Source organism: Actinokineospora spheciospongiae (genome assembly GCF_003182415.1).
In the GTDB taxonomy this organism is placed as follows: Bacteria; Actinomycetota; Actinomycetes; order Mycobacteriales; family Pseudonocardiaceae; genus Actinokineospora; species Actinokineospora spheciospongiae.
The window spans coordinates 81,275-103,783 of record NZ_QHCP01000011.1 but is presented as its reverse complement, the minus strand read 5'-3'; the positions used below and the strand labels follow the sequence as shown (position 1 = coordinate 103,783).

17 protein-coding genes and 2 tRNA genes are annotated in these 22,509 nt (G+C 72.3%); 9 read left to right on the top strand and 10 right to left on the bottom strand.

The window, feature by feature from the left end; translation table 11 throughout:
- Nucleotides 1-18: 18 nt before the first annotated feature.
- From DFQ13_RS25515 to DFQ13_RS25505, 3 genes are all read right to left on the bottom strand, one after another.
- Nucleotides 19-852: a fumarylacetoacetate hydrolase family protein gene (locus tag DFQ13_RS25515; RefSeq protein ID WP_110081629.1), complete on the bottom strand. Its 834-nt coding sequence runs from the start codon at nucleotides 850-852 to the stop codon at nucleotides 19-21.
- A gap of 36 nt (nucleotides 853-888) precedes the next feature.
- Entirely contained in the window at nucleotides 889-1,917 is a 1,029-nt protein-coding gene (locus DFQ13_RS25510; RefSeq protein ID WP_233438577.1) for a beta/alpha barrel domain-containing protein, read from the bottom strand.
- A gap of 856 nt (nucleotides 1,918-2,773) precedes the next feature.
- Nucleotides 2,774-2,847 (bottom strand) — tRNA-Pro (locus DFQ13_RS25505).
- 69 nt (nucleotides 2,848-2,916) lie between these two features.
- Here DFQ13_RS25505 and DFQ13_RS25500 point away from each other — a divergent pair.
- The 5 genes from DFQ13_RS25500 to clpX all read left to right on the top strand — a co-directional run bounded on the left by DFQ13_RS25500 (nucleotide 2,917) and on the right by clpX (nucleotide 7,521).
- Nucleotides 2,917-2,987 (top strand) — tRNA-Gly (locus tag DFQ13_RS25500).
- Nucleotides 2,988-3,130: 143 nt separating this feature from the next.
- A complete protein-coding gene (gene tig / locus DFQ13_RS25495; protein ID WP_035282433.1) occupies nucleotides 3,131-4,525 on the top strand; it encodes a trigger factor in 1,395 nt (464 codons plus the stop codon).
- A 143-nt stretch (nucleotides 4,526-4,668) separates the two neighbouring features.
- Complete coding sequence (locus DFQ13_RS25490; RefSeq protein ID WP_084175542.1) at nucleotides 4,669-5,277, top strand: ATP-dependent Clp protease proteolytic subunit; 609 nt, start codon at nucleotides 4,669-4,671, stop codon at nucleotides 5,275-5,277.
- Between the two features lie 33 nt (nucleotides 5,278-5,310).
- Nucleotides 5,311-5,940 (top strand): ATP-dependent Clp protease proteolytic subunit, encoded by a 630-nt coding sequence (locus DFQ13_RS25485; RefSeq protein ID WP_035282431.1) that lies wholly within the window; start codon nucleotides 5,311-5,313, stop codon nucleotides 5,938-5,940.
- Between the two features lie 279 nt (nucleotides 5,941-6,219).
- Nucleotides 6,220-7,521: an ATP-dependent Clp protease ATP-binding subunit ClpX gene (clpX, locus tag DFQ13_RS25480; protein WP_035282428.1), complete on the top strand. Its 1,302-nt coding sequence runs from the start codon at nucleotides 6,220-6,222 to the stop codon at nucleotides 7,519-7,521.
- 67 nt (nucleotides 7,522-7,588) lie between these two features.
- Here clpX and DFQ13_RS25475 read toward each other — a convergent pair whose 3' ends face one another.
- The 3 genes from DFQ13_RS25475 to fdhD all read right to left on the bottom strand — a co-directional run bounded on the left by DFQ13_RS25475 (nucleotide 7,589) and on the right by fdhD (nucleotide 10,626).
- Nucleotides 7,589-8,473, bottom strand: a complete 885-nt coding sequence (locus tag DFQ13_RS25475; RefSeq protein ID WP_035282427.1) for an alpha/beta hydrolase — start codon at nucleotides 8,471-8,473, stop codon at nucleotides 7,589-7,591.
- 159 nt (nucleotides 8,474-8,632) lie between these two features.
- Nucleotides 8,633-9,808, bottom strand: coding sequence for a CaiB/BaiF CoA transferase family protein (locus DFQ13_RS25470; protein ID WP_110081628.1), 1,176 nt, complete (start codon nucleotides 9,806-9,808; stop codon nucleotides 8,633-8,635).
- The gene (gene fdhD, locus DFQ13_RS25465) at nucleotides 9,805-10,626 is read right to left on the bottom strand and encodes a formate dehydrogenase accessory sulfurtransferase FdhD (protein WP_035282425.1); all 822 of its coding nucleotides are present in this window, start codon (nucleotides 10,624-10,626) and stop codon (nucleotides 9,805-9,807) included. The genes DFQ13_RS25470 and fdhD overlap by 4 nt, the downstream gene beginning before the upstream one ends.
- Nucleotides 10,627-10,659: 33 nt before the next feature.
- Here fdhD and DFQ13_RS25460 point away from each other — a divergent pair, with 33 nt between their 5' ends.
- The 3 genes from DFQ13_RS25460 to DFQ13_RS25450 are packed head-to-tail and all read left to right on the top strand — an operon-like array spanning nucleotide 10,660 to nucleotide 13,367.
- Nucleotides 10,660-11,493 carry an SDR family NAD(P)-dependent oxidoreductase gene (locus DFQ13_RS25460; RefSeq protein ID WP_110081627.1) on the top strand — a complete coding sequence of 278 codons (834 nt, stop codon included), beginning with the start codon at nucleotides 10,660-10,662 and terminating at the stop codon, nucleotides 11,491-11,493.
- A 33-nt stretch (nucleotides 11,494-11,526) separates the two neighbouring features.
- A complete protein-coding gene (locus DFQ13_RS25455; protein WP_110081626.1) occupies nucleotides 11,527-13,074 on the top strand; it encodes a phytoene desaturase family protein in 1,548 nt (515 codons plus the stop codon).
- Nucleotides 13,071-13,367 (top strand): SCO4225 family membrane protein, encoded by a 297-nt coding sequence (locus tag DFQ13_RS25450; protein WP_035282421.1) that lies wholly within the window; start codon nucleotides 13,071-13,073, stop codon nucleotides 13,365-13,367. The genes DFQ13_RS25455 and DFQ13_RS25450 overlap by 4 nt, the downstream gene beginning before the upstream one ends.
- A 106-nt stretch (nucleotides 13,368-13,473) precedes the next feature.
- Here the strand turns inward: DFQ13_RS25450 and DFQ13_RS25445 are convergent, their stop codons facing one another.
- The 4 genes from DFQ13_RS25445 to valS all read right to left on the bottom strand — a co-directional run bounded on the left by DFQ13_RS25445 (nucleotide 13,474) and on the right by valS (nucleotide 19,801).
- Nucleotides 13,474-13,725, bottom strand: a complete 252-nt coding sequence (locus DFQ13_RS25445; RefSeq protein ID WP_035282418.1) for a mycoredoxin — start codon at nucleotides 13,723-13,725, stop codon at nucleotides 13,474-13,476.
- A 156-nt stretch (nucleotides 13,726-13,881) separates the two neighbouring features.
- The gene (locus tag DFQ13_RS25440; protein WP_110081625.1) at nucleotides 13,882-16,203 is read right to left on the bottom strand and encodes an FdhF/YdeP family oxidoreductase; all 2,322 of its coding nucleotides are present in this window, start codon (nucleotides 16,201-16,203) and stop codon (nucleotides 13,882-13,884) included.
- A gap of 130 nt (nucleotides 16,204-16,333) precedes the next feature.
- Nucleotides 16,334-17,218, bottom strand: coding sequence for a hypothetical protein (locus tag DFQ13_RS25435; protein ID WP_110081624.1), 885 nt, complete (start codon nucleotides 17,216-17,218; stop codon nucleotides 16,334-16,336).
- Between the two features lie 102 nt (nucleotides 17,219-17,320).
- Nucleotides 17,321-19,801: a valine--tRNA ligase gene (gene valS / locus DFQ13_RS25430; RefSeq protein WP_110081623.1), complete on the bottom strand. Its 2,481-nt coding sequence runs from the start codon at nucleotides 19,799-19,801 to the stop codon at nucleotides 17,321-17,323.
- 69 nt (nucleotides 19,802-19,870) lie between these two features.
- Between valS and DFQ13_RS25425 the strand changes: the two genes are divergently transcribed.
- Nucleotides 19,871-22,507, top strand: coding sequence for a valine--tRNA ligase (locus DFQ13_RS25425; RefSeq protein WP_110081622.1), 2,637 nt, complete (start codon nucleotides 19,871-19,873; stop codon nucleotides 22,505-22,507).
- Nucleotides 22,508-22,509 lie beyond the last annotated feature (2 nt).

Sequence of the window (22,509 nt, the reverse complement as noted above, 5' to 3'; positions counted from 1 at the left end):
CCGACTCCCCGGTCGCCGCTACTTGACCGGGTGCGACAGGGCGCCGACGCCGTCCACAACGGCCTCGACGAGGTCGCCGGTCCGGATGACGGCGGCGCCGGGGGTCCCCGTGCAGATCACGGTGCCCGGCCGCAGGGTCCGCCCCGCCGAGAAGTACTCCACCAGGAACCCGATGTCGTACATCATGTCCGCGGGGGTGGCCGAGGCGATGGTCTCGCCGTTGCGGACGGTCGACACCCGCAGCCCGGCGAGGTCGGCGTCGGTGAACTCGTCCACGGTCACCAGCACCGGCCCGATGCTGCAGAAGGTGTCGAAGCCCTTGGCCCAGGGGATGTGGCGCGGGTTCTCCCGGATGACGTCCTCGGCCGTCATGTCCAGCACGGTGGTCACCGCGGCCACGACCGACCGCCAGTCCTCGCGCCGCACGTCCTTGGCCCCGGTGCCGAGCACCAGCCCCAGCTCGGCCTCCGCGGTGATGCGCTCGGAGCGGGTGGGCAGCTCGATGTGCGCGCCGTTGTCGATCAGGCACCCGTTGGGCCGCAGGTAGGACCCCGGCCCGGACGTGGGCTGCGCGGCCTCCAGGTCCTGGGAGTGCTTGCGGTAGTTCAGGCCCGCGCCCCAGATGTCCGCCCCGCCGTCGGCGACCGTCGGCGCCCCGGCCAGGTCCACCGGGACCGGCCGCAGCGACCCGACCGCCCGGTCGAGCGCGCCCGCCAGCCGCGCGGGCCGGTCCCCGATGAGCAGGTCGCAGGCGCGGGAGGTGCCCGCGAACCCGTCGACCCGGTCCACCGGGTACCACTGGTCGTCGTGCCGCACCAGGACGCCGCCTGCCCCGGACTTGGTGAGCCTCACGATCGTTGTCCTCCTTCGCTGGTCGGGGTGGGCGCGTCAGGCGGCGGCGCGGTGGGCGAGCAGGGCGGCGGCCCGGTGGAAGTGGTCCTTGGTGGGGCTGTGGTCGGTCAGCCCGGCCGCGGTCTCCATCAGCACGGCCGGGTCGGTGGCCGTCTTCTCCGACAGCTCGCTGACCAGCGGGAAGTAGCCGGAGTGGATGCCGATCACGCCGCCGAAGACCTGCATGGTGCGGTCCTCGGGCACCACGCGCATGTTGGCCCGGCAGAACTCCGCCAGCCGCGCGAGCTGCCGGTAGCCGAAGCGGTCGCGGTCGGTCTTGGCGATGATGCCCGCCAGCGACTCCAGCTCGGCGTTGCCCGCGCCGCGGCCGATGCCGTTGAGCGTGCCGTCGGCGATCAGCGCCCCGGATTGCAGCGCGGTGATGCTGTTGACGTTGGCCATGCCCAGGTTGTTGTGCCCGTGGAAGCCGACGGTGTCGAAGTGCCGCGCGACGGCGCTGACGTAGGCCCGCACGTCGGCGGGCAGCATGGTGCCGTGCGAGTCGACCACGTACACACCGGCCAGGTCGTCGCGGACGCCTTCGAGCATCGGCAGCAGCCGGTCGAGCGCGGTGTCGCTGGTCTTCATCAGGTTCAGGTAGACCCGCGGGCAGGCGTCGGCCACCTCGTCGAGGTAGCCGAGGTTGTCGGCCACCTTCTCGGCCTCCATGCCGACCCGGACGAAGGACATGCCCCGGTCGCACATCGCGGCGATGCTGGACCCCCGGGTGAACGAGGGCTGCGCGAACATCCCCCACTGCTTGTCCCCCAGGGTCGACCCGGCGATCTCGCACCACCGCTCGTCGGCGATCGAGCACGCCCGCACCCCCGCCCGCTCCGCTTCCAGGCCGAGCCCGTGCCCGATCTCCACCAGCGGTACGGAGGTCTCGCCCAGCCCGGCGAGCAGCTCGACGGCGAAGTCGTCCTCGAACTGGAAGTCGACCGCGTAGGAACCGTCGCGGATCGTGCAGTCGAGCAGCATGGCCCCTTCGGGGAGGTCCGTGCGATCGCGGGAAGCCAGCGTCATTGCGCACTCCTCAATCGATGCGAAGCAAAAGTGGTGGGCCGGGGATGGGCACCCCGGTCGCGTCGTATCCCAGCGGGAAAGAAAAAGGTGGTCGAGTCGGGAGCGCCGACCGCGGGAAATGCCCGCATCAGCAGGGAAGAATCACCGGTTGGCTACCCGTCGAACCGTCAGCGGACGAAAAGCTGATGAATTGCGCACCGGCCCCGATCTGGTGTGGGACCAGCACCGAAAATTTTCTCCATGACCTTTCGCTGTCAGGGGAATTCCCGACGCATGGCCTCGGAAACTAGGCCGTTCGAGTGATCCTCCGTCGCCATGCGTGAAGCCCGCGTCGGCGGATCGCCGGGCCGGGGAAGGCCCGGAATCGGTTCCGGAATTGTCCTGTGTGTACTCGAAACGCGCATGTTCCCATTGCGCGGAGTGGCAATCCGCCCGGCGTGGATTAATTCGCGACTGATCCGAACGGGTGTGCGCCGATTGGTCCTCCTGCAAGCACGGCGAGCTGATCGCGGCTCCGACTGCCCGGCCCGTCGTGTGACCACTCGGTGTCCATTCGGTGCACTGCTGGGTGAAGTCCCGATTTCTTCCCGGAATGACCTGCCGGTCGCCGACGCGCTGTTGTCGAGGTGGGCCGCGGCCATTCCGGCGGGGTCGCACCCGGGTGGTGTGGAACCTGTGCCCCCGGAGCGGGAGTGGCTGCCGGGGTGCCGGAGCGCGGCGAGGACTTCCCCGGCCCCGGCGGGGTGGGCGCAGGCGGCGTGCCTGACCAAGCGGAGGGTCGTGGAGCGCTGTTTCGGCTCCGCTCCGCGGGCGCGGGGCGCGAAAAGGGGCACCCACCAGCGTGGATGCCCCTTTGTCGGGCTGACAGGATTTGAACCTGCGACCCTCCGCTCCCAAAGCGGATGCGCTACCAAGCTGCGCCACAGCCCGGGGTACTTCGCACAGAGCCTAGCGCCACCCGCTACTGTTGCCCACGCAGCGCTCGACAGCGCTGCGCACGCGGGCGTAGCTCAATGGTAGAGCCCTAGTCTTCCAAACTAGCTACGCGGGTTCGATTCCCGTCGCCCGCTCCGCTGAAACGGCCGGTCGTGGACCGGCCGTTTTCCACGTGCGCACCCCCGGCTCCCCACCTGCGCGTGCTCGCCTAGACTCGGGGGCTGACCCCGGCCGAGTCGCCGGGTACGCCCCCTGACAGCCGCACGAGGAGATCACGTTGAAGAGCACCGTCGAGCAGCTGAGCCCGACGCGGGTACGGATCAACGTCGAGGTGCCGTTCGACGAGCTCAAGCCGAACTTCGACCGCGCATACCGCAAGCTCGCAGGCCAGGTCCGCATCCCCGGGTTCCGGCCGGGCAAGGCCCCCGCCCGGGTCATCGAGTCCCGGATCGGCCGCGCGCCGATCCTCGACGAGGTCGTGAACGAGGCGATCCCGGCCAAGTACATGGAGGCCGTGACCGCCGGTGAGGTGAAGACCCTCGGGCAGCCCGACATCGAGGTCACCAAGCTCGAGGACGGCGACCACCTCGCCTTCACCGCCGAGGTCGACGTCCGCCCGGACATCACCATCCCCGCCTACGGCGACTTCAGCGTCACCGTCGACGACCTCGACCTGGCCGACACCGAGGTGGACGAGCAGCTCGACGAGCTGCGCGCCCGCTTCGGCACGCTGACCGGCGTCGAGCGCCCGGTGGAGAGCGGGGACTTCGTCTCCATCGACCTCTCCGCCACCGTCGACGGCCAGGACGTCGAGGAGGCCAAGACCTCCGGGCTGTCCTACGAGGTCGGCTCCGGCGAGCTGATCGAGGGCATCGACGAGGCCCTCGTCGGGACCCCCGCCGGGGAGACCAAGACCTTCACCACCACCCTGGTCGCGGGCGAGTTCGCGGGCAAGGAGGCCGAGGTCGCGGTGACCGTGCAGTCGGTCAAGACCCGGGAGCTGCCCGAGGCCGACGACGACTTCGCCCAGCTCGCCAGCGAGTTCGACACCATCGAGGAGCTGCGCGCCGACCTGCGCGAGCGGCTGTCGCGGGTGAAGAAGATGCAGCAGGGCGTGCAGGCCCGCGACAAGATCCTCGAGGCCCTCCTGGAGACCGTCGAGGTCCCGATCCCGGAGAAGGTCCTCGAGTCCGAGATCGAGTCGCGCCAGCACGACGCGGTGCACAGCTTCGACCACGACCAGGACAAGCTCAACGAGTTCCTGGCCACCCAGGACCAGACCCGCGAGCAGTTCGACACCGAGGTGCGCGAGGAGGCCGAGAAGTCGGTCCGCACGCAGCTCATCCTCGACGCCCTCGCCGAGGCCGAGCAGGTCCAGGTCAACGACCAGGAGCTGACCGAGCGCATCGTCTACCAGGCGCAGCGCTTCGGCGTCAGCCCGGACGAGTACGTCCAGCGCGCCCAGCAGTCCGGCCAGCTCGGCGCGATCTTCGCCGACGTGCGCCGCGGCAAGGCGCTGGCCGCGGTGGTCCGCCAGGCGACCGTCACCGACGAGTCGGGCGAGACCGTCGACCTGAGCGAGCTGTTCGGCCCGGTCGAGGCGGCGCCCGCCGAGTCGGCGGAGACCCCCGCCGTGGTCGAGGCCGAGGTCGAGCCGGAGCCCGCCAAGTAACGGGCGCGTTCCAGTCGGAGAGTCTGTGACGCTCTGAGCGAAAGTGGGCGGTGTCGGGAAGTCGGCGCCGCCCACCTTCGTTAGTGTCGGTCGTGGAGATCGGTTTTAGTTGTGAAGAGACTTTGTGGAGAAGGCAGGCAGACGTGACGCAGCACCACTCGCCCCACATGCGGTCCGCCACCGCGGGGCTCAACCTGAACGACTCGGTGTACGAGCGGCTGCTCCGTGAGCGCATCGTCTTCCTCGGCTCCGAGGTCGACGACGACATCGCCAACCGGATCACCGCGCAGCTGCTCCTGCTCAGCGCCGAGGACCCGGAGCGGGACATCACCTTCTACATCAACTCGCCCGGTGGCTCGGTGACCGCGGGCATGGCGATCTACGACACCATGCAGCTCATCGAGCCGGACGTGGCCACCTGGGGCATGGGCCTGGCCGCCTCCATGGGCCAGTTCCTGCTCGCCTCCGGCACGCCGGGCAAGCGCTACGCGCTCCCGCACACCCGGATCATGATGCACCAGCCGTCCGCGGGCGTCGGGGGAACCGCTTCCGACATCGCCATCCGCGCGCAGGTCTACGCCCGGTGGAAGCACGAGATGGCCGCCATCACCGCCGAGCAGACCGGCCAGACGATCGAGCGGATCACCGCCGACGCCGACCGCGACCGCTGGTTCACCGCCGAGGAGGCCAAGGAGTACGGCTTCGTCGACCACGTGGTGCAGCGGGCCACCCAGACCCCCAACGGCAACTGACGACCGCGGACGAGAGAACCCCAGGAGCCTCCAGTGAGTGATCTTCACCTCCCCCAGTCCCGGTACGTGCTGCCGTCCTTCGTCGAGCGCACGAGCTACGGGGTCAAGGAGTCGAACCCGTACAACAAGCTCTTCGAGGAGCGGGTCATCTTCGTCGGCGTCCAGATCGACGACGCGTCGGCCAACGACGTCATGGCCCAGCTCATCTACCTCGAGTCGGCCGACCCGGACCGCGACATCACGATGTACATCAACTCCCCGGGTGGCTCGTTCACCTCGCTGATGGCCATCTACGACACCATGCAGTACGTCCGGCCGGACATCGCCACCTTCTGCCTGGGCCAGGCGGCCTCGGCCGCCGCGGTCATCCTGTCGGCGGGCACCCCGGGCAAGCGCTTCGCGCTGCCCAACGCCAGGGTGCTCATCCACCAGCCCGCCACCGAGGGCGTCTACGGCCAGGTCTCGGACCTCGAGATCCAGGCCGCGGAGATCCAGCGCGTGCGCAAGCTGCTGGAGACCACCCTGGCCAGGCACACGGGCAAGGACGAGGACCAGGTCCGCACCGACATCGAGCGCGACAAGATCCTCACCGCCGCCGAGGCCAAGACCTACGGCATCATCGACGAGGTGCTCCCGTACCGGAAGCTCTCGGCCCAGGGCTAGTCGGGCACCCCGGCGCGTTGCCGCGTCCGGGGGAAAAAGCCGACACGCGACCCGTTTTCGGGTTACCGTGACGGACTGGATTCCTCCGGATTCGGCCGCGCCGGGTCTCAAGGTTCTCCCGCAGACCGGGTGTCGGCGGGTACCGTCGGAGGCAACGGCCGGAAACGGCCCCTCTCCACCGTCGAACGACCGGCGCGTGGAGCGGGTTCCCGGGTCCGGCCGGACACACAGCCAGGCGCACTTTCCCCGGTGCGCCGGAGGGGACAGAGGTCAGCGGTCATGGCACGTATCGGTGACGGCGGAGACCTGCTCAAGTGCTCTTTCTGCGGGAAGAGCCAGAAGCAGGTGAAGAAGCTCATCGCCGGTCCCGGCGTGTACATCTGTGACGAGTGCATCGATCTCTGCAACGAGATCATCGAGGAGGAGCTGGCCGAGGCAGGCGACGTGAAGCTCGACGAGCTGCCCAAGCCCGCCGAGATCCACGACTTCCTCGACCAGTACGTCATCGGCCAGGACGACGCGAAGCGCTCGCTGGCGGTGGCGGTGTACAACCACTACAAGCGCATCCAGGCCGGTGACCGCGCCCGGCCGGAGGGCCGCGAAGGCCGCGAGTCGCGCGAGGAGACCGTCGAGCTGGCCAAGTCCAACATCCTGATGTTGGGCCCGACCGGCTGCGGCAAGACCTACCTGGCGCAGACCCTGGCCAAGCTGCTCAACGTCCCCTTCGCCATCGCCGACGCCACGGCGCTGACCGAGGCGGGCTACGTGGGCGAGGACGTCGAGAACATCCTGCTCAAGCTGATCCAGGCCGCCGACTACGACGTCAAGCGCGCCGAGACCGGCATCATCTACATCGACGAGGTCGACAAGATCGCCCGCAAGAGCGAGAACCCGTCGATCACCCGCGACGTGTCCGGCGAGGGCGTGCAGCAGGCGCTGCTCAAGATCCTGGAGGGCACCACCGCGAGCGTGCCCCCGCAGGGTGGCCGCAAGCACCCGCACCAGGAGTTCATCCAGATCGACACCACGAACGTCCTGTTCATCGTGGCGGGGGCGTTCGCGGGCCTGGAGAAGATCATCCAGGACCGGGTCGGCAAGCGCGGCCTCGGCTTCGGCGCCGAGATCCGCAGCAAGGCCGACATCGACAACGCCGACTTCTTCGGCGACACGATGCCCGAGGACCTGATCAAGTTCGGTCTGATCCCCGAGTTCATCGGCCGACTGCCGGTCCTGGCCAGCGTCACCAGCCTGGACAAGCGCTCCCTGGTCCAGATCCTGATGGAGCCGCGCAACGCCCTGGTGAAGCAGTACCAGAAGCTCTTCGAGATGGACGGCGTCGAGCTGGAGTTCACCGACACCGCGCTGGAGGCGGTCGCCGACCAGGCGATCCTGCGCGGCACCGGCGCCCGGGGTCTGCGCGCCATCATGGAGGAAGTCCTCCAGTCGGTCATGTACGACATCCCCAGCCGCACCGACGTGGCGAAGGTCGTCATCACCGAGCAGACGGTCCGCGAGAACGTCAACCCCACGATCGTCTCCCGCCAGCCCTCCCGCCGCGAACGGCGCGAGAAGTCGGCCTGAGGCACGGCTGCGCGGAAGGCCCCGGGCACCACGCCCGGGGCCTTCCGCTTTTCCGGGACCGGGGCGGTCAGGCCTTGGCCGACGTCGGGGTGTGCTTGCCGAGGAACGACAGCACGTCGGGGACGACCTTGCGGTAGAAGCTGTCGCCGTGGCCGCCGGGGCCGGTGTAGGCGACCTCGGGCTTGGCCAGGCGCATGAACTTGCGGGCGCCCTCGATGAAGTGGTCCTCGGTGCCGCACCAGATGCCGACCGGCGCCCGATCGATCTTCTCCACGTTGCGCAGCGGGTCCAGGGCGGCCCACTCGGTGTTGCTCTTGAACGCGCGCCGGGTGCTCATCTCGCGCCAGGACATCAGCAGGCCGGGGGAGACGGCGGCGACGGCGGACACCGGCTGCGCCCGCTCCTGGCGCCTGCGGGCGTAGAGCAGCGCGCCGAAACCGCCCATCGACACCCCGGCGCACGCGAACGGGGTTCCGGTGGCGTCGCCGAGGCCGCGGGCGCGCAGCCAGGCGGGGACCTCGTCGAGGAGCATGGCCATCGGATTGTCGCCGACGTGGTTCTCGTGCCAGTAGTTGTCGCCGCCGTCGACGGCGACGAAGGCGAACGGCGGGAGGGTGCCGTCGGCGACCCCCCTGGCCAGGGTCTTCGCCAGGCCGGTCGGCGCGGCCTGGCGGGCCCTGCCGCGCAGGCCGTGCAGGAACAGGCAGACCGGCAGGTTCCGGGCGGAGAGCTGGCCCGGCAGGATCGTCACCAGGTCGACCTCGCGGCCCCGCGCGGCGGAGTGGACGCGCTCGGTGCGAATCCGCGGTTCGGCCGACCCGGCGGTCACCAGGTCGACGACCCCGCTGGCGGCGCCGACGCCGATGCCCGCGGTGGCCAGCCCCGCCGCCCCCGCGAGCAGCACCGTCCGCCTGCGCAGCGGACTGCCCCCGCCTGACTCCCCGTCGGCCATGGCGCCCCTCCGTGGTCCCCCGGGCGGCTCCGCCGCCCTCCCCCTCAGCAATCGTGAGACGCGGCCCGAGTGTTTCCCGGTTCCGGTGACCGTCCGCGTGCGACTTCGTGCACACCTTCACCCGGATAGCCCACCGAGGCGCCCGCCACACGTCCCCGTTCAGATCACCGAGCGTGTTCGCAGGTCGGCGATGTCCGCGGCGGTGTAGCCGAGCCAGGTCAGCACCGGCTCGGTGTGCTCGCCGAGGCCGGGGACGGCCGCCGCCGACCAGGTCCAGCCGTCGGAGTCCACCGGCGGGCGCAGCATCGGCACCTCGCCGCCGGGCACGGGGACGGTCGTCCACCGGTCGCGGGCGGTGAGCTGCGGGTGCGCGGTCAGCTCGCCGATCCCGCGGGTGCGGGCGGCGGGGACGTCGGCGGCGTCCAGCCTGGCCAGCAGGTCGTCGGCGGCAACGGTGTCGAAGGACGGTTGCAGCTCCGCGTGCAGCTCCGGTCTGCGGGCCACCCGGTCGGCGACGGTGCGGAACCGCGGGTCCTCGGCCAGTTCCGGCCTGCCGACCACCGCACCGCACAGCCGCCGCCACTGCCCGTCGTTCTGCACGGCCAGGTGCACCGCGCCGTCGCGGCAGGGGAACGGGCCGTACGGGGCGATCGTCGGGTGGTGGGCGCCGTGCCGCGACGGTTCCCGACCGGTGCCGTGGGCGTACAGGGCGGGCTGGTGCATCCACTCGGCCAGCGCCTCCATCAGCGTCAGCCGCAGCGTCGCACCCTCACCGGTCCGGCCGCGGCGCACCAGCGCGGCCAGCACGGCGGCCTGGAGCTGCACGCCGCCCGCGATGTCGGCGACCGAGATCCCGGCGCGGGCCACCGAGTCGCCGTCGCCGGTCAGCGCGACCAGCCCGGCCTCGGACTGGATCAGCGCGTCGAACGCCTTCCGGTCACCGTACGGGCCGCCTTCCCCGTACGAGGACAGCTCCGCCACCACCAACGAGGGGTGCTCGGCACGCAGCGTGTCCGCGTCCAGGCCGAGCCTGCGCGCCGCGCCGGGGGACAGGTTGCAGGTGACCACGTCCGCCCGCGCCACCAACTCGGCCACGACCCGGGCCCCGGCCGGGTCCTTGAGGTCCAGGGCCACCGATTCCTTGCCGACGTTGGTCCAGGCGAAGTAGCTCGACACCTCCCCGCAGGAGGCGTCGTACTGGCGGGCGAAGTCCCCGGTCCCCGGCCGCTCCACCTTGATCACCCGGGCGCCCAGGTCGGCCAGCAGCCGCGTCGCGTACGGCACGGCCACCGCCTGCTCCAGGCTGACGACCAGCACCCCCTCCAGCGGCCTCATCCGATCCGGTCCGCACCGGCGTAGACGTTCATGGTGTCGCCGCGCAGGAAGCCGACCAGCGTCATGCCCTGCTCGGCGGCCAGTTCCGCGGCCAGCGACGACGGCGCCGACACCGCGGCCAGCACCGGCACGCCCGCCATCGCCGCCTTCTGCACCAGCTCGAACGACGCCCGCCCGGACACCAGCAGCACCGTGCCGCCCAGCGGGACCCGCCCGTCGAGCAGCGCCCGGCCGAGCACCTTGTCCACGGCGTTGTGCCTGCCCACGTCCTCGCGCACCGCGATCGGCTCGCCCGCGGCGGTGAACAGCCCCGCCGCGTGCAGACCGCCGGTGCCGTCGAACACCTTCTGCTGGGCGCGCAGCACGTCCGGCAGCGCGCTCAGCGTCCGCGGGGTCACGCGCACCCCGTCGGCGGCGGGGGAGAAGCGGGTCTTGAGCTTCACCGCGTCCAGCGCCGCCTTGCCGCAGACACCGCAGGAGGAGGTCGTGTAGAAGTTGCGCTCCACGCCGGGGTCGGGCGGCGGCACCCCGTCGGCCAGGGCGACGTCGAGCACGTTGTAGGTGTTGCGGCCCTGGTCGTCCACGCCGTCGCAGTAGCGGGCGATCGAGACGTCCTCGGCGTTGCCGATGACGCCCTCGGTCAGCAGGAACCCGTGCGCCAGCTCCACGTCGTGGCCCGGTGTGCGCATGGTCACCGCCAGCGCCCTCCCGCCGACGCGGAGTTCCAGCGGCTCCTCGGCGACCAGCGTGTCCTGCCGCGTGCGCGCCTCACCGGCCGACAGCCGCACCACGGTCCTGCGCACCGTCACCCGTCCCATGACGCCCACCCTAGTTGTGTTTGGCTGGACGGCATGAGCACCGAGGATGTCGAGGGTGGCACAGCGGCGGCCGGGGCAGCACCGATCGGGGCAGGGGCGGGTGGCGTGGTCCCGGGCAGGCGGGTGCTGGTGACCGGCGCGTCCGGTGGCATCGGGTCGGCGGTGGCGGCGGCGTTCGCCCGCCTCGGCGACAAGGTCGCCGTGCACTGCTCGGCGAGCCCGGACCGGGCCGCCGCCGTCCTCGCCGACCTCCCCGGCGACGGGCACGTCCTGGTCGAGGCCGACCTCGGCGACCCGGAGCAGGTCCCCGGGCTGGTCGAGGCCGTGGTCGACGGGCTGGGCGGCCTGGACGTGCTGGTCAACAACGCCGCGGTGATGAACCCGGCGCACCCGCCGGTGGACACCCCGTACGCGGAGTGGGTCGCCGCCTGGCAGCGGATCGTCGGGGTCAACCTGATCGGCGCCGCCGCGCTCACCCACCAGGCCGCGGCCGTGATGGTCCGCCAGGGCACCGGCGGCCGGGTGGTCAACGTCGGCTCCCGGGGTGCCTTCCGCGGCGAACCCGAGTACCCGGCGTACGGGGCGAGCAAGGCGGGCCTGCACGCCCTCGGCCAGTCCCTCGCGCTCGCCCTGGCCCCGCACGGCATCTCCGTCACCTCGGTCGCCCCGGGCTTCGTGGCGACCGAGCGGGTCTCGCAGCGGCTCGACGGCGCCTCGGGCCAGGCGATCCGCGCGCAGAGCCCGTTCGACCGGGTGGCCACACCGGAGGAGGTCGCCGCCGCGGTGGTCTACCTGGCCTCGGGCCCGGCGCTGTGGGCCTCCGGGGCGGTCCTCGACCTCAACGGCGCCTCCTACTTGCGGACGTAGCCCACGTCCGCCGCGTGGATCTAGGGTTGGTCCGTGGCGACGGACCGGTATGACGTTGTGGTGGTCGGGGGCGGGCACAACGCGCTGGTGGCGGCGGCCTACCTGGCGCGGGCCGGGCGGTCGGTGGTGGTGCTGGAGCGGCTCGGGCACGTGGGCGGGGCGGCGGTCAGCGCCAGCCCGTTCCCCGGGGTGCGGCTGAGCCGGTACTCGTACCTGGTGAGCCTGCTGCCGGACCGGATCGTGGCGGACCTGGGGCTGCGGCTGGACCTGCGGTCGCGGGAGGTGTCGTCGTACACGCCGGTGCGGCGGGACGGGGTGGACACCGGGTTGCTGGTGGAACGCGAACCCGGGCCGGTGACGGAGGCGTCTTTCCGGGAGTTGACCGGGTCGGACGCGGAGTTCCAGCGGTGGGCGGAGTTCTACGGCGGGCTGGCGCGGATGGCGCGGGTGGTGGCGCCGACGCTGCTGGGCCCGCTGCCGAGCCGCGACGCCCTGCGGCGGCTGGTGTCGGACGCGGCGGGGGAGCGCGTGTGGCGGCAGGTGTTCGAGCAGCCGCTGGGCACCTCTATCGAGGAGACCTTCGCCGACGACGTGGTGCGCGGGGTGGTCGCCACGGACGGGCTGATCGGCACGCACACCTCGCTGACCTCGGCGGACCTGCCTGCCAACCGCTGCTTCCTGTACCACCTCGTCGGCAACGCGACGGGGGAGTGGCGGGTGCCCGCGGGCGGGATGGGATCGGTCACGGCCGAGCTGGCGCGGGTGGCGGTCGAGGCGGGGGCGCAGCTCCGCACCGGCGCCGAGGTGACCCGGGTGGACGCGGACGACGCGCACGCCGAGGTCACCTACCGGACCGCCGACGGCGAACAGGTGCTCGGCGCCGGGCACGTGCTGTCCGGGGTGGCGCCCGCTGTGCTGGACCGGTTGCGCGGCAGGGGGTCGGCGTCGCCGGTGGGCGCGCAACTGAAGATCAACCTCCTGCTGGACCGGTTGCCCCGGCTGCGGTCCGGTGTGGACCCGCGCCAGGCGTTCGCGGGCACGTTCCACCTCGACGAGTCCTATGCGGACCTGGAAAGGGCTTACCGGCAAACGGCTTCCGGCGCGCTGCCGGACACGCCACCCGGTGAGATGTACTGCCACACGCTGACCGACCCGTCCATCCTGGACCCGGAGCGGGCGGCCCGCGGCGCGCACACGCTGACCCTGTTCGGCCTGCACCTGCCACCCACCCTGTTCGCCGACGACAACGACGGCGTGCGCGACACCCTGGTCCGCCGCTACCTCGACGGCCTCGACCGCCACCTCGCCGACCCGATCGACGAGTGCGTCGCCCGCGACGCCGACGGGCGGCCGTGCGTCGAGGCGCGGACCCCGCTCGACCTGGAGGCGGAATTGGCCATGCCCGGCGGCAACATCTTCCACGGCGACCTGTCCTGGCCGTTCGCCGACGACCCCGGCTGGGGCGTGGAAACCGACGTCGCCGCGCTGCGGGTGTGCGGTTCGGGCTCCCGGCGCGGTGGCGGGGTCAGCGGCATCGGCGGCCACAACGCGGCGATGTCCCTGCTGGAGCCGGTCCGATGACGACGTGGAGCAATCGCCGGGCGGCCCGCAAGGTCGCGCTGGCCTACCTGGTCGTGGTCACGCTGGTCTTCATCGGCGTCGCCCTGGTGATCGCCACGAACGACTCGCCGGACGGCTCGTTCGCCCCGGTGCTGGCGTTCGTGGTGACGCTGCCCGCCTCCCTGGTGATCATCCTGCTGCCCGAGTTCCCCGAACCGTGGGGCGGGGTCGTCGCCGGGGTGGGCCTGGTCGCCGTCGCCCTGGTGCAGGCGTGGCTGCTGTGGCTGCTGTTCCGCGGCCACCGCAGGTCCTGACCCGACGCCGAACCCCGGACCGGCCGCGGGTCGGAGACCGGCGGTGAGCCCGATCCCCGACCCGCGCGGTCCGGCTGTGGCACGGTCACCGACCGGGCGCGGGGCCTCAGGCGGCCAGGGCGGCCTTGACCTGCGACACCGACGGGTTGGTCTGGGTCGAGCCGTCCGGGTAGTGCAGGGTCGGCACGGTCCGGTTGCCGTTGTTGACGCTCATCACGAACTCGGCGGCGTCCGGGTTCTCATCGATGTCGATCTCGGTGTACTCGATGCCCTCGGCGGCCAGTCCTGCCTTCAGGCGCGCGCAGAAGCCGCACCAACCGGTGGAGTAGAAGGTCAGGGTGCTCGGCGCGGACGGCATCGGTGGCGCTCCCGGTTCGCTGGGGGATGGGTCACCACAACAACACCCGCGACCGGGCCGATCATGCCATCCCCGGGTGAGTCCTGGATCACAGCGGGGCGCGATCGGCCCCACCACCCACCCGGGCGTTCCCGCCCGGTCCGGGGCGATCCCCGCTCACACGTGGTTGTGGGCGCTCACCTCCAACCGCACGACGATCGACTTCGAGGTCGGGGTGTTGGACTGGTCGGCCGTGGAGTCCAGCGGCACCACCGCGTTGGCCTCCGGGAAGTAGGCGGCCGCGCAGCCGCGGGCGGTCGGGTACGACACCACCCGGAACCGCTCCGCCCGCCGCTCGACCCGACCGGTCGGGTCGTCCGGCCACTCGCCCACCAGGTCCACGATCGCCCCGTCCGCCAACCCCAGCCCGGTGAGGTCGTCGGGGTTGACCAGCACCACCCGGCGGGCGTCCTTGATGCCGCGGTAGCGGTCGTCGAGGCCGTAGATGGTGGTGTTGTACTGGTCGTGGCTGCGCAGGGTCTGCAACAGCAGGCGGCCCTCGGGGACCTCCAGCACGGTCAGCGGGTTCGCGGTGAACACCGCCTTGTCGTCGCGCGTCCCGGTGAACTCCCGGGAGTCGCGCGGCGCGTTCGGCAGCACGAACCCGTCGGGCAGGCGGACCCTGGCGTTGTAGTCCTCGCACCCCGGCACGACCCGGGCGATGTGCTCCCGGATCAGGTCGTAGTCCCCGGCCAGCTCCGCCCACGGCACCGGGTGCTCCGGTCCGAACAGCGCCAGCGCCAGTCCGCAGACCACACCCACCTCGGACAGCAGTTGGTCGCTCGCCGGTTCGAGCCTGCCGCGCGACCGGTGCACCACCGACATCGAGTCCTCCACGGTGACGAACTGCTCGCCCCCGGCCTGCAGGTCCCGTTCCGTGCGCCCGCGCACCGGCAGGATCAGCGCCGTCTCCCCGTGCACCACGTGCGACCGGTTGAGCTTCGTCGACACCTGCACGGTCAGCTCGCACGACCGCATCGCCGCCTCGGTGACCTCGGTGTCCGGGGCCGCGGCGACGAAGTTGCCGCCCACGGCGAAGAACGCCCGCACCTTCCCCCCGCGCATGGCCCGGATCGCGCCCACCGTGTCCAGGCCGGGTTCGCGCGGCACGTCGACGCCGAACTCGCCCTCCAGCGCGGCGAGGAACTTCTCCGGCATCTTCTCCCAGATCCCCATCGTGCGGTCGCCCTGCACGTTGGAGTGCCCGCGCACCGGGCACAGCCCCGCCCCCGGCTTGCCGATCATCCCGCGCAGCAGCACCACGTTGGCGATCTCGCGGATGGTCGGCACCGAGTGCTTGTGCTGGGTGATCCCCATGGCCCAGCACACGATCGTCCGCTCGGATTCGGCGAACATCCGGGCGACCCCCTCGATCTCCGCCCGGTCCAGCCCGGTCGCCCGCTCGACCCGCGCCCAGTCCAACCCGCGCAGGTGCTCGGCGTACTCGGCGAAGCCCTCGCTGCGGGTGTCGACGAAGTCCCGGTCGACCACCGTGCCGGGGACCTCGTCCTCCCAGGCCAGCAGCAGGTGCCCGATCGCCTGGAACAGCGCCTGGTCGCCGCCGAGCCTGATCTGCAGGAACTCGTCGGCCAGCTCGGTGCCCCGGCCCAGCAGGCCGCGCGCGTTCTGCGGGTTCTTGAACCGCAGCAGCCCCGCCTCCGGCAGCGGATTGACCGCCACGATCTTCGCCCCGGCCCCCTTGGCCTCCTCCAGCGCGGAGAGCATCCTCGGGTGGTTGGTGCCCGGGTTCTGCCCGACCACCACGATCAGGTCGGCGATCGTCAGGTCGGCCAGCGTCACCGAGCCCTTGCCGATGCCGGTCGTCTCCGCCAGCGCCGCGCCGGAGGACTCGTGGCACATGTTGGAGCAGTCCGGCAGGTTGTTGGTGCCGAACGAGCGCACCATGAGCTGGTACAGGAACGCCGCCTCGTTGCTGGTGCGCCCCGAGGTGTAGAACGCCGCCTCGTCCGGTGTGGACAGACCGCGCAGCTTCCCGGCGATCACCTCGAACGCGGTCGCCCAGTCGACCGGCTCGTAGTGCGTCGCCCCCGGCCGCAGCAGCACCGGGTGGGTGATCCGGCCCTGCTGGCCCAGCCAGTGGTCGGTGCGCCCGGCCAGTTCGGCGACCGAGTGCTCGGCGAAGAACTCCGGCCCGACCCGCCGCCTGGTCGCCTCCTCCGCGACCGCCTTCGCGCCGTTCTCGCAGAACTCCGCCAGCTTGCGGTGCCCCTGCGGCTCCGGCCAGGCGCAGCCGGGGCAGTCGAAGCCCTCGCGCTGGTTGAGCAGCCGCAGCGTCCGCGCCGTCCGCGCGGCGCCCATCTGCTGCACCCCGCGGTTCAGCGACACCGCGACGCCGGGGATGCCCGCCGCCCAGCGCTTGGGCTCGCGCACGTCCGGGTTGTCGTCGTTGACATCGTCGACAGGGGGTTTCCGCGTCATGGGGACCATGGTCGTCCCTCGGGGGGACATGCGCCACCAGTTGTCCACAGGCCCGTGCCCCTGTGGCGCTGACCTGGGCCGAAGCCGCTCGGAGCGCGGTCTCAGGCCCCGGCGGTGCCGGGTGGGCGGCTCAGGGCGGGCACCCGATCTCAGCGGGCAGCGGGGCGCTCGGGTCGAAGTAGGCGCCCGGGTCCGGGCGCGGCAGCGGGCGCCGGTCGTCGCGGTCGGTGTGGGTGGGGGCGAGGAAACCGCGCTTGTAGGCGTCGCAGGCGATCGAGTAGCCGTAGCCCGCGACGTCCCCGTACCAGAGCCCCTGGCTGCTCCTGGTCCACTTGCCGCCGATCCGCAGGACGTAGTCCACGTCGGCGCGGACGACCACCACGGCGTCCATCGGGTCGACCACCGCGCCCGGCGGGGCGTCGAAGGCGTAGGCGAACAGGTAGTTGGTGTGCACCACCAACTCGCCCTCCTCGCCCTCCTCCACCCGCATCCCCCCGGTCACCCTGGGCGGCACGGGCAGCAGCGGGCTGGCCGGGTCCGCCAGGCTGACCAGGGCCTGGGCCTCCGGCTCGCGGCCGGTGCCGAACAGCGGGCGCAGCGCCGCGGCCGCGTCCGGGGCCAGCAGCCCCAGGTACCCGGTCGGGTCGTGCCCGGTCACCAGGTTCTGGTCGAGCCTGCTGGCCACCAGCGCGTCGCGCACCAGCGACGTGGCGGCGGCGACCTGGGCGGCGTCGTACGGCCCGACCGGGGCCGGGGGCGGCGGCACGATCCCCGCCGCGCCCTCGGCCCAGCCGGACGCGGGTGTTCCGTCGAACGGCGTGGTCCGGCTGCGCACGGACTCCGGCGGCGCCCCGGCGGCGCCGTCGGTCGGCGACAGCCCGCCGCGGCCCGCGAACAGCCCCATGCCGACCAGCAGCATCAGCACCGAGACGGCGGCCACCAGCACCATGGCGGCGACCAGCCTGCGCTCGAGCGCCCACAGCCGGGTCCGCCGCGCGTCCCCTCGTCGATCCACCGGCCTCCCCTGCCACCCGCCTGGTGACCACCACATCGAGAGGACGCCCGCTCGCGTTAGCAACCCGACCGCCCGCTGCGTCGAACGGCACAGGGCGCGCGCTCAGCCGAGGGTGACGGCGACCTCGAACCCCTCCCCGCGCCGGTAGCGCACGGCCGTGATCGAGCCCGCCGCCCGCAGGTCCGCCTCGACCGCCCGCAGCACGTCCTCCTGCCAGGGTAGGCAGGTCAGGTCCACCGCGCCCACCGGAGCGCGCTGCGACAGCCGCGCCGCCGACTTCGCCCCCCTGACCTGCGCCAGCACCAGCGACACCAGCGGCAGCACACCGAGGGCGTCCGCGCCGCCGGTCGCGGTCGGCCACGGCGCGCGGTGCACCGAACCCGCCTGCCACCAGGACCAGCACTCCTCGGCGGCGAACGGCAGGTACGGCGCGAACAGCCGCTGCAGCCGCGACAGCGCCGCCCGCAGCGCCGACCGGGCCGAGTCCGCGCCCGGGCCGTCGCCGTAGGCGCGGTCCTTCACCAGTTCGAGGTAGTCGTCGCACCAGAACCAGAAGAACCGCTCCACCCGCACCAGCGCCTCGGTGTGGTCGAACCCGGCCAGCGCTGCCGTGGCCTCGGCGACCACCGCGTCCAGCGCGCCCAGCACCGCCAGGTCGACCTGCTCGGTCACCCCGCCGGTCCCGGCGGGGAAGCCGAGCACGAACCGGCTCGCGTTGAGCAGCTTGGTGGCCAGCCGCCTGCCCACCCGCATGGTCGACTCGTCGAACGCGGTGTCGGTGCCGGGGCGCCCGCCTGCCGCCCAGTAGCGCACCGCGTCGGCGCCGAAGCGGTCGAGCAGGTCGGTCGGGGACAGGCCGTTGCCGCTGGACTTGCCCATCTTCTTGCGGTCCGGGTCGAGAATCCAGCCGGAGATGACGGCGGTGCGCCAGGGCAGCGTCCCGGAGTCCAGCCCGGCCCGCAGCACCGAGCCGAACAGCCAGGTCCGGATGATCTCGTGCGCCTGCGGGCGCAGGTCCATCGGGTAGGTCCGCGCGTACAGGTCCGGGTCGTCGTCGCGGCCGCAGACCAACTGCGGGGTCAGCGACGAGGTGGCCCAGGTGTCCATCACGTCCGGGTCGGCGGCGAACCCGCCCGGCACCCCGCGCTGGTCCTCGGTGTAGCCCGGTGGCGTGTCCGAGGCCGGGTCCACCGGCAGCGACGCGGGCAGGATCGGGTTGGCGTGGTCGGGCTCGCCCGCCGCGTCGAGCGGGTACCACAGCGGGAACGGCACGCCGAAGAACCGCTGGCGGCTGATCAGCCAGTCGCCCGCCAGGCCCGCCACCCAGTTCTCGTAGCGCACCCGCATGTGCTCGGGTTGCCAGCGCAGCTCGCGCCCGCGCGCCAGCAGCTCGTCGCGGTGCGCGGTGGAGCGGATGAACCACTGCCTGCTGGAGACGATCTCCAGCGGCTTGTCGCCCTTCTCGTAGAACTTCACCGGCCGCACCACCGGCCGCGGCTCGCCCACCAGCGCACCCGCGTCCCGCAGCATCGCCACCACCCGCTCCCGGGCGGTGTGCGCGGTCGCGCCCGCCAGCTCGGCGTAGCGGTCCGCGTCCACCCCGGCGGGGGCCTCGGGCAGCAGCCGACCGTCGCGGCCGATCACCGCGCGCGCGGGCAGGCCCAGCTCCCGCCACCACTGCACGTCGGTCAGGTCGCCGAAGGTGCAGCACATGACCAGCCCGCTGCCCTTCGCCGGATCGGCGGCCGGGTGCGCCAGCACCGGCACCTCCGCGCCGAACACCGGCGTGCGGATGCCGGTGCCCACCAGGTCCCGGTACCGGTCGTCGGACGGGTGCGCGATCAGCGCCACGCACGCGGGCAGCAGCTCCGGGCGGGTCGTCTGCACCGGGTGGCCGTCGAACAGCAGGGTGTGCCAGGCGCCCGCGTGGTCGCGGTCCACCAGCTCGGCCTGGGCCACCGCCGTGCGCAGCCCCACGTCCCACAGCGTCGGCGCCTCGGCCTGGTACGCCTCGCCCGCCGCGAGCAGGCCCAGGAACGACCGCTGCGACAGGCGCCGGGCCCGCTCGCCGATGGTCGTGTAGGTGCGCGACCAGTCCACCGACAGCCCCAGCCGCCGCCACGTCTCCTCGTAGACCTGCTCGTCGCGGGCGGTCAGCTCCGCGCACAGCGCCACGAACTCGCGGCGGGACACCGAGCGCGGCTTCTGCTTGGGCTTCGCCGGCGGCGGGATGCGGAAATCGGGATCGAACGGCAGGGAGGGGTCGCAGCGCACGCCGTAGTGGTTCTGCACCCGCCGCTCGGTCGGCAGGCCGTTGTCGTCCCACCCCATCGGGTAGAACACGTCCTTGCCGCCCATGCGCTGGAAGCGGGCCACCACGTCGGTGTGGGTGTAGGAGAAGACGTGCCCCACGTGCAGGTCACCGCTCACCGTCGGGGGAGGGGTGTCGATGGAGAACACCTCGGCGCGCGGGCGGTCCCCGGCGAAGCGGTGGACGCCGACCCGGACCCACTCCGCGGCCCATTTCGCTTCCAATCCGTCCAGGGAGGGGCGCTGCGGCACCGCGTGCGCGTGGGTCGTCATGGCGAGACGGTATAGCCCCAGGTCCGCCCGCCTCGACCCCATTTCCCGGACGTTCGTAGACTCTTTCCCGTGACTGAGACCCCCACCCTGCGCAGCATCGACCTCCCCCCGGCCTGGGAGCCGGCGACGGTAGAGGCGGAGCTGTACCGGGGCTGGGTAGACGCCGGGTACTTCACCGCCGACGCGAGCAGCGACAAGCCGCCGTTCACGATCGTGCTGCCCCCGCCGAACGTGACCGGCAGCCTCCACATGGGCCACGCCCTCAACCACACCGTCATGGACGCGCTCACCCGCCGCCGCCGGATGCAGGGCTACGAGGTGCTGTGGCTGCCCGGCATGGACCACGCGGGCATCGCCACCCAGAACGTCGTCGAGCGCCAGCTCGCCGGTGAGGGCGTCTCCCGGCACGACCTGGGCCGGGAGAAGTTCGTCGAGCGGGTCTGGGAGTGGAAGGCCGAGTACGGCGGCAAGATCCTCGACCAGATGAAGCGCCTCGGCGACGGCGTCGACTGGTCCCGCGAGCGCTTCACCATGGACGAGGGCCTGTCCCGCGCGGTCCAGACGGTGTTCAAGCGCCTCTTCGACGACGGCCTGATCTACCGGGCCGAGCGGATCATCAACTGGTGCCCGCGCTGCCGCACCGCGCTGTCGGACATCGAGGTCGAGCACTCCGACGACGACGGCGAGCTGGTCTCCATCCGCTACGGCGACGGCGCCGACGCGATCGTGGTCGCCACCACCCGCGCGGAGACCATGCTCGGCGACACCGCCGTGGCCGTGCACCCCGACGACGAGCGGTACCGCCACCTCGTGGGCACCGAGGTCGAGCTGCCGCTGACCGGCCGCCGCATCCCGATCGTGGCCGACGAGCACGTCGACCCCGCGTTCGGCACCGGCGCGGTCAAGGTGACCCCGGCGCACGACCCGAACGACTTCGAGATCGGCCGCCGCCACGACCTGCCGTCGATCACCGTCATGGACGACTCGGCGGTCATCACCACCCCCGGCCCGTTCCAGGGCCTCGACCGGTTCGAGGCGCGCCCCGCGGTCGTCGCGGCCCTGCGCGAGGCGGGCCGCATCGTCGCCGAGAAGCGCCCGTACGTGCACTCGGTCGGGCACTGCTCGCGCTGCGACACCGTGGTCGAGCCCCGGCTGTCGCTGCAGTGGTGGGTCAACGTCGAGCCGCTGGCCCGCGCCGCCGGGGACGCCGTGCGCGACGGCCGCACCCAGGTCCACCCGCCGGAGCTGGCCAAGCGCTACTTCGACTGGGTCGACAACATGCACGACTGGACCATCTCGCGGCAGCTCTGGTGGGGCCACCGCATCCCGGTCTGGTACGGCCCGGACGACCAGGTCGTCTGCGTCGGCCCGGACGAGCAGCCGCCGACCGGCGAGGGCTGGCGGCAGGACCCCGACGTCCTCGACACCTGGTTCTCCTCGGGCCTGTGGCCGCTGTCGACCCTGGGCTGGCCGGACAAGACCCCGGACCTGGCGAAGTTCTACCCGACCAGCGTCCTGTCCACCGGCTACGACATCCTGTTCTTCTGGGTCGCCCGGATGATGATGTTCGGCCTGTACGCGGGCGAGGACGTCCAGCCCTTCGACCACGTCTACCTGCACGGGCTCATCCGCGACGCGCAGGGCAAGAAGATGTCGAAGTCGCGCGGCAACGTCCTCGACCCGCTGGACTGGCTCGACCGCTTCGGCGCCGACGCCACCCGCTTCACCCTGGCCCGCGGCGCGAACCCGGGCAGCGACATGGCGCTGGCCGAGGAGTGGGCGGCGGGCTCGCGCAACTTCTGCACCAAGCTGTGGAACGCCAGCCGGTTCGCCCTGATGAACGGCGCCACCACGGCCACCGCGGTCCCGGACCGGTCGACCCTGACCGACGCCGACCGCTGGATCTTGGACAGCCTGGACACCCTGGTGTCCGATGTGGACACGCTGTTCGACGGCTTCCAGTTCGCCAAGCTGTGCGACGCGCTCTACCACTTCACCTGGGACCTGTACTGCGACTGGTACCTGGAGCTGGCCAAGGTCCAGATCGCCGAGGGCGGCGAGCGCGCCGACGCCACCCGCGCGGTGCTCGGCCACGTCCTCGACACCGTGCTGCGGCTGCTGCACCCGGTGACGCCGTTCGTCACCGAGGTCCTGTGGAAGTCGCTGACCGGCGGGGAGAGCCTGGTCGTCGCCGACTGGCCGAAGCCCGCCGGTGCGGCCGCCGACGCGGCCGCCGCGCAGCGGGTCGAAGGGGTGCAGAGGCTGGTCACCGAGATCCGCCGCTTCCGCGCCGACCAGGGCGTCAAGCCGGGGCAGCGGGTGTCCGCCCGGTTGTCCGGTGTGGACGCCGCGGGGCTGTCCGCGCACACCGCCGCCGTGACCGCGCTGGCCAGGCTGACCGCCCCGGGCGAGGCGTTCGCGCCGAGCGCGGCGCTGGAGGTGCCGCTGGCGGGCGGCGCGGTCACCGTCGAGCTGGACCTCTCCGGCACCGTCGACGTCGCCGCCGAGCGCAAGCGGCTGGGCAAGGACCTGTCGGTCGCCGAGAAGGAACTCGCCCAGTGCGAGGCCAAGCTGGGCAACCCCAAGTTCACCGACAAGGCCCCCGCCGACGTGGTGGACAAGATCCGCGCCCGCCGCGACACCGCCGCCGCCGAGATCACCCGCATCCGGGGCAGGCTCGACGCGCTCCCGGCCGGGGGCGAGTGACC

Bases quoted from the DNA above. Each gene is read 5' to 3' on its own strand.
- DFQ13_RS25510 (WP_233438577.1), bottom strand. From the start codon at position 1,917: ATGACGCTGGCTTCCCGCGATCGCACGGACCTCCCCGAAGGGGCCATG.
- clpX (WP_035282428.1), top strand. From the start codon at position 6,220: ATGGCACGTATCGGTGACGGCGGAGACCTGCTCAAGTGCTCTTTCTGC.
- DFQ13_RS25475 (WP_035282427.1), bottom strand. From the start codon at position 8,473: ATGGCCGACGGGGAGTCAGGCGGGGGCAGTCCGCTGCGCAGGCGGACG.
- DFQ13_RS25470 (WP_110081628.1), bottom strand. From the start codon at position 9,808: ATGAGGCCGCTGGAGGGGGTGCTGGTCGTCAGCCTGGAGCAGGCGGTG.
- fdhD (WP_035282425.1), bottom strand. From the start codon at position 10,626: ATGGGACGGGTGACGGTGCGCAGGACCGTGGTGCGGCTGTCGGCCGGT.
- DFQ13_RS25460 (WP_110081627.1), top strand. From the start codon at position 10,660: ATGAGCACCGAGGATGTCGAGGGTGGCACAGCGGCGGCCGGGGCAGCA.
- DFQ13_RS25450 (WP_035282421.1), top strand. From the start codon at position 13,071: ATGACGACGTGGAGCAATCGCCGGGCGGCCCGCAAGGTCGCGCTGGCC.
- DFQ13_RS25445 (WP_035282418.1), bottom strand. From the start codon at position 13,725: ATGCCGTCCGCGCCGAGCACCCTGACCTTCTACTCCACCGGTTGGTGC.
- DFQ13_RS25440 (WP_110081625.1), bottom strand. From the start codon at position 16,203: ATGACGCGGAAACCCCCTGTCGACGATGTCAACGACGACAACCCGGAC.
- valS (WP_110081623.1), bottom strand. From the start codon at position 19,801: ATGACGACCCACGCGCACGCGGTGCCGCAGCGCCCCTCCCTGGACGGA.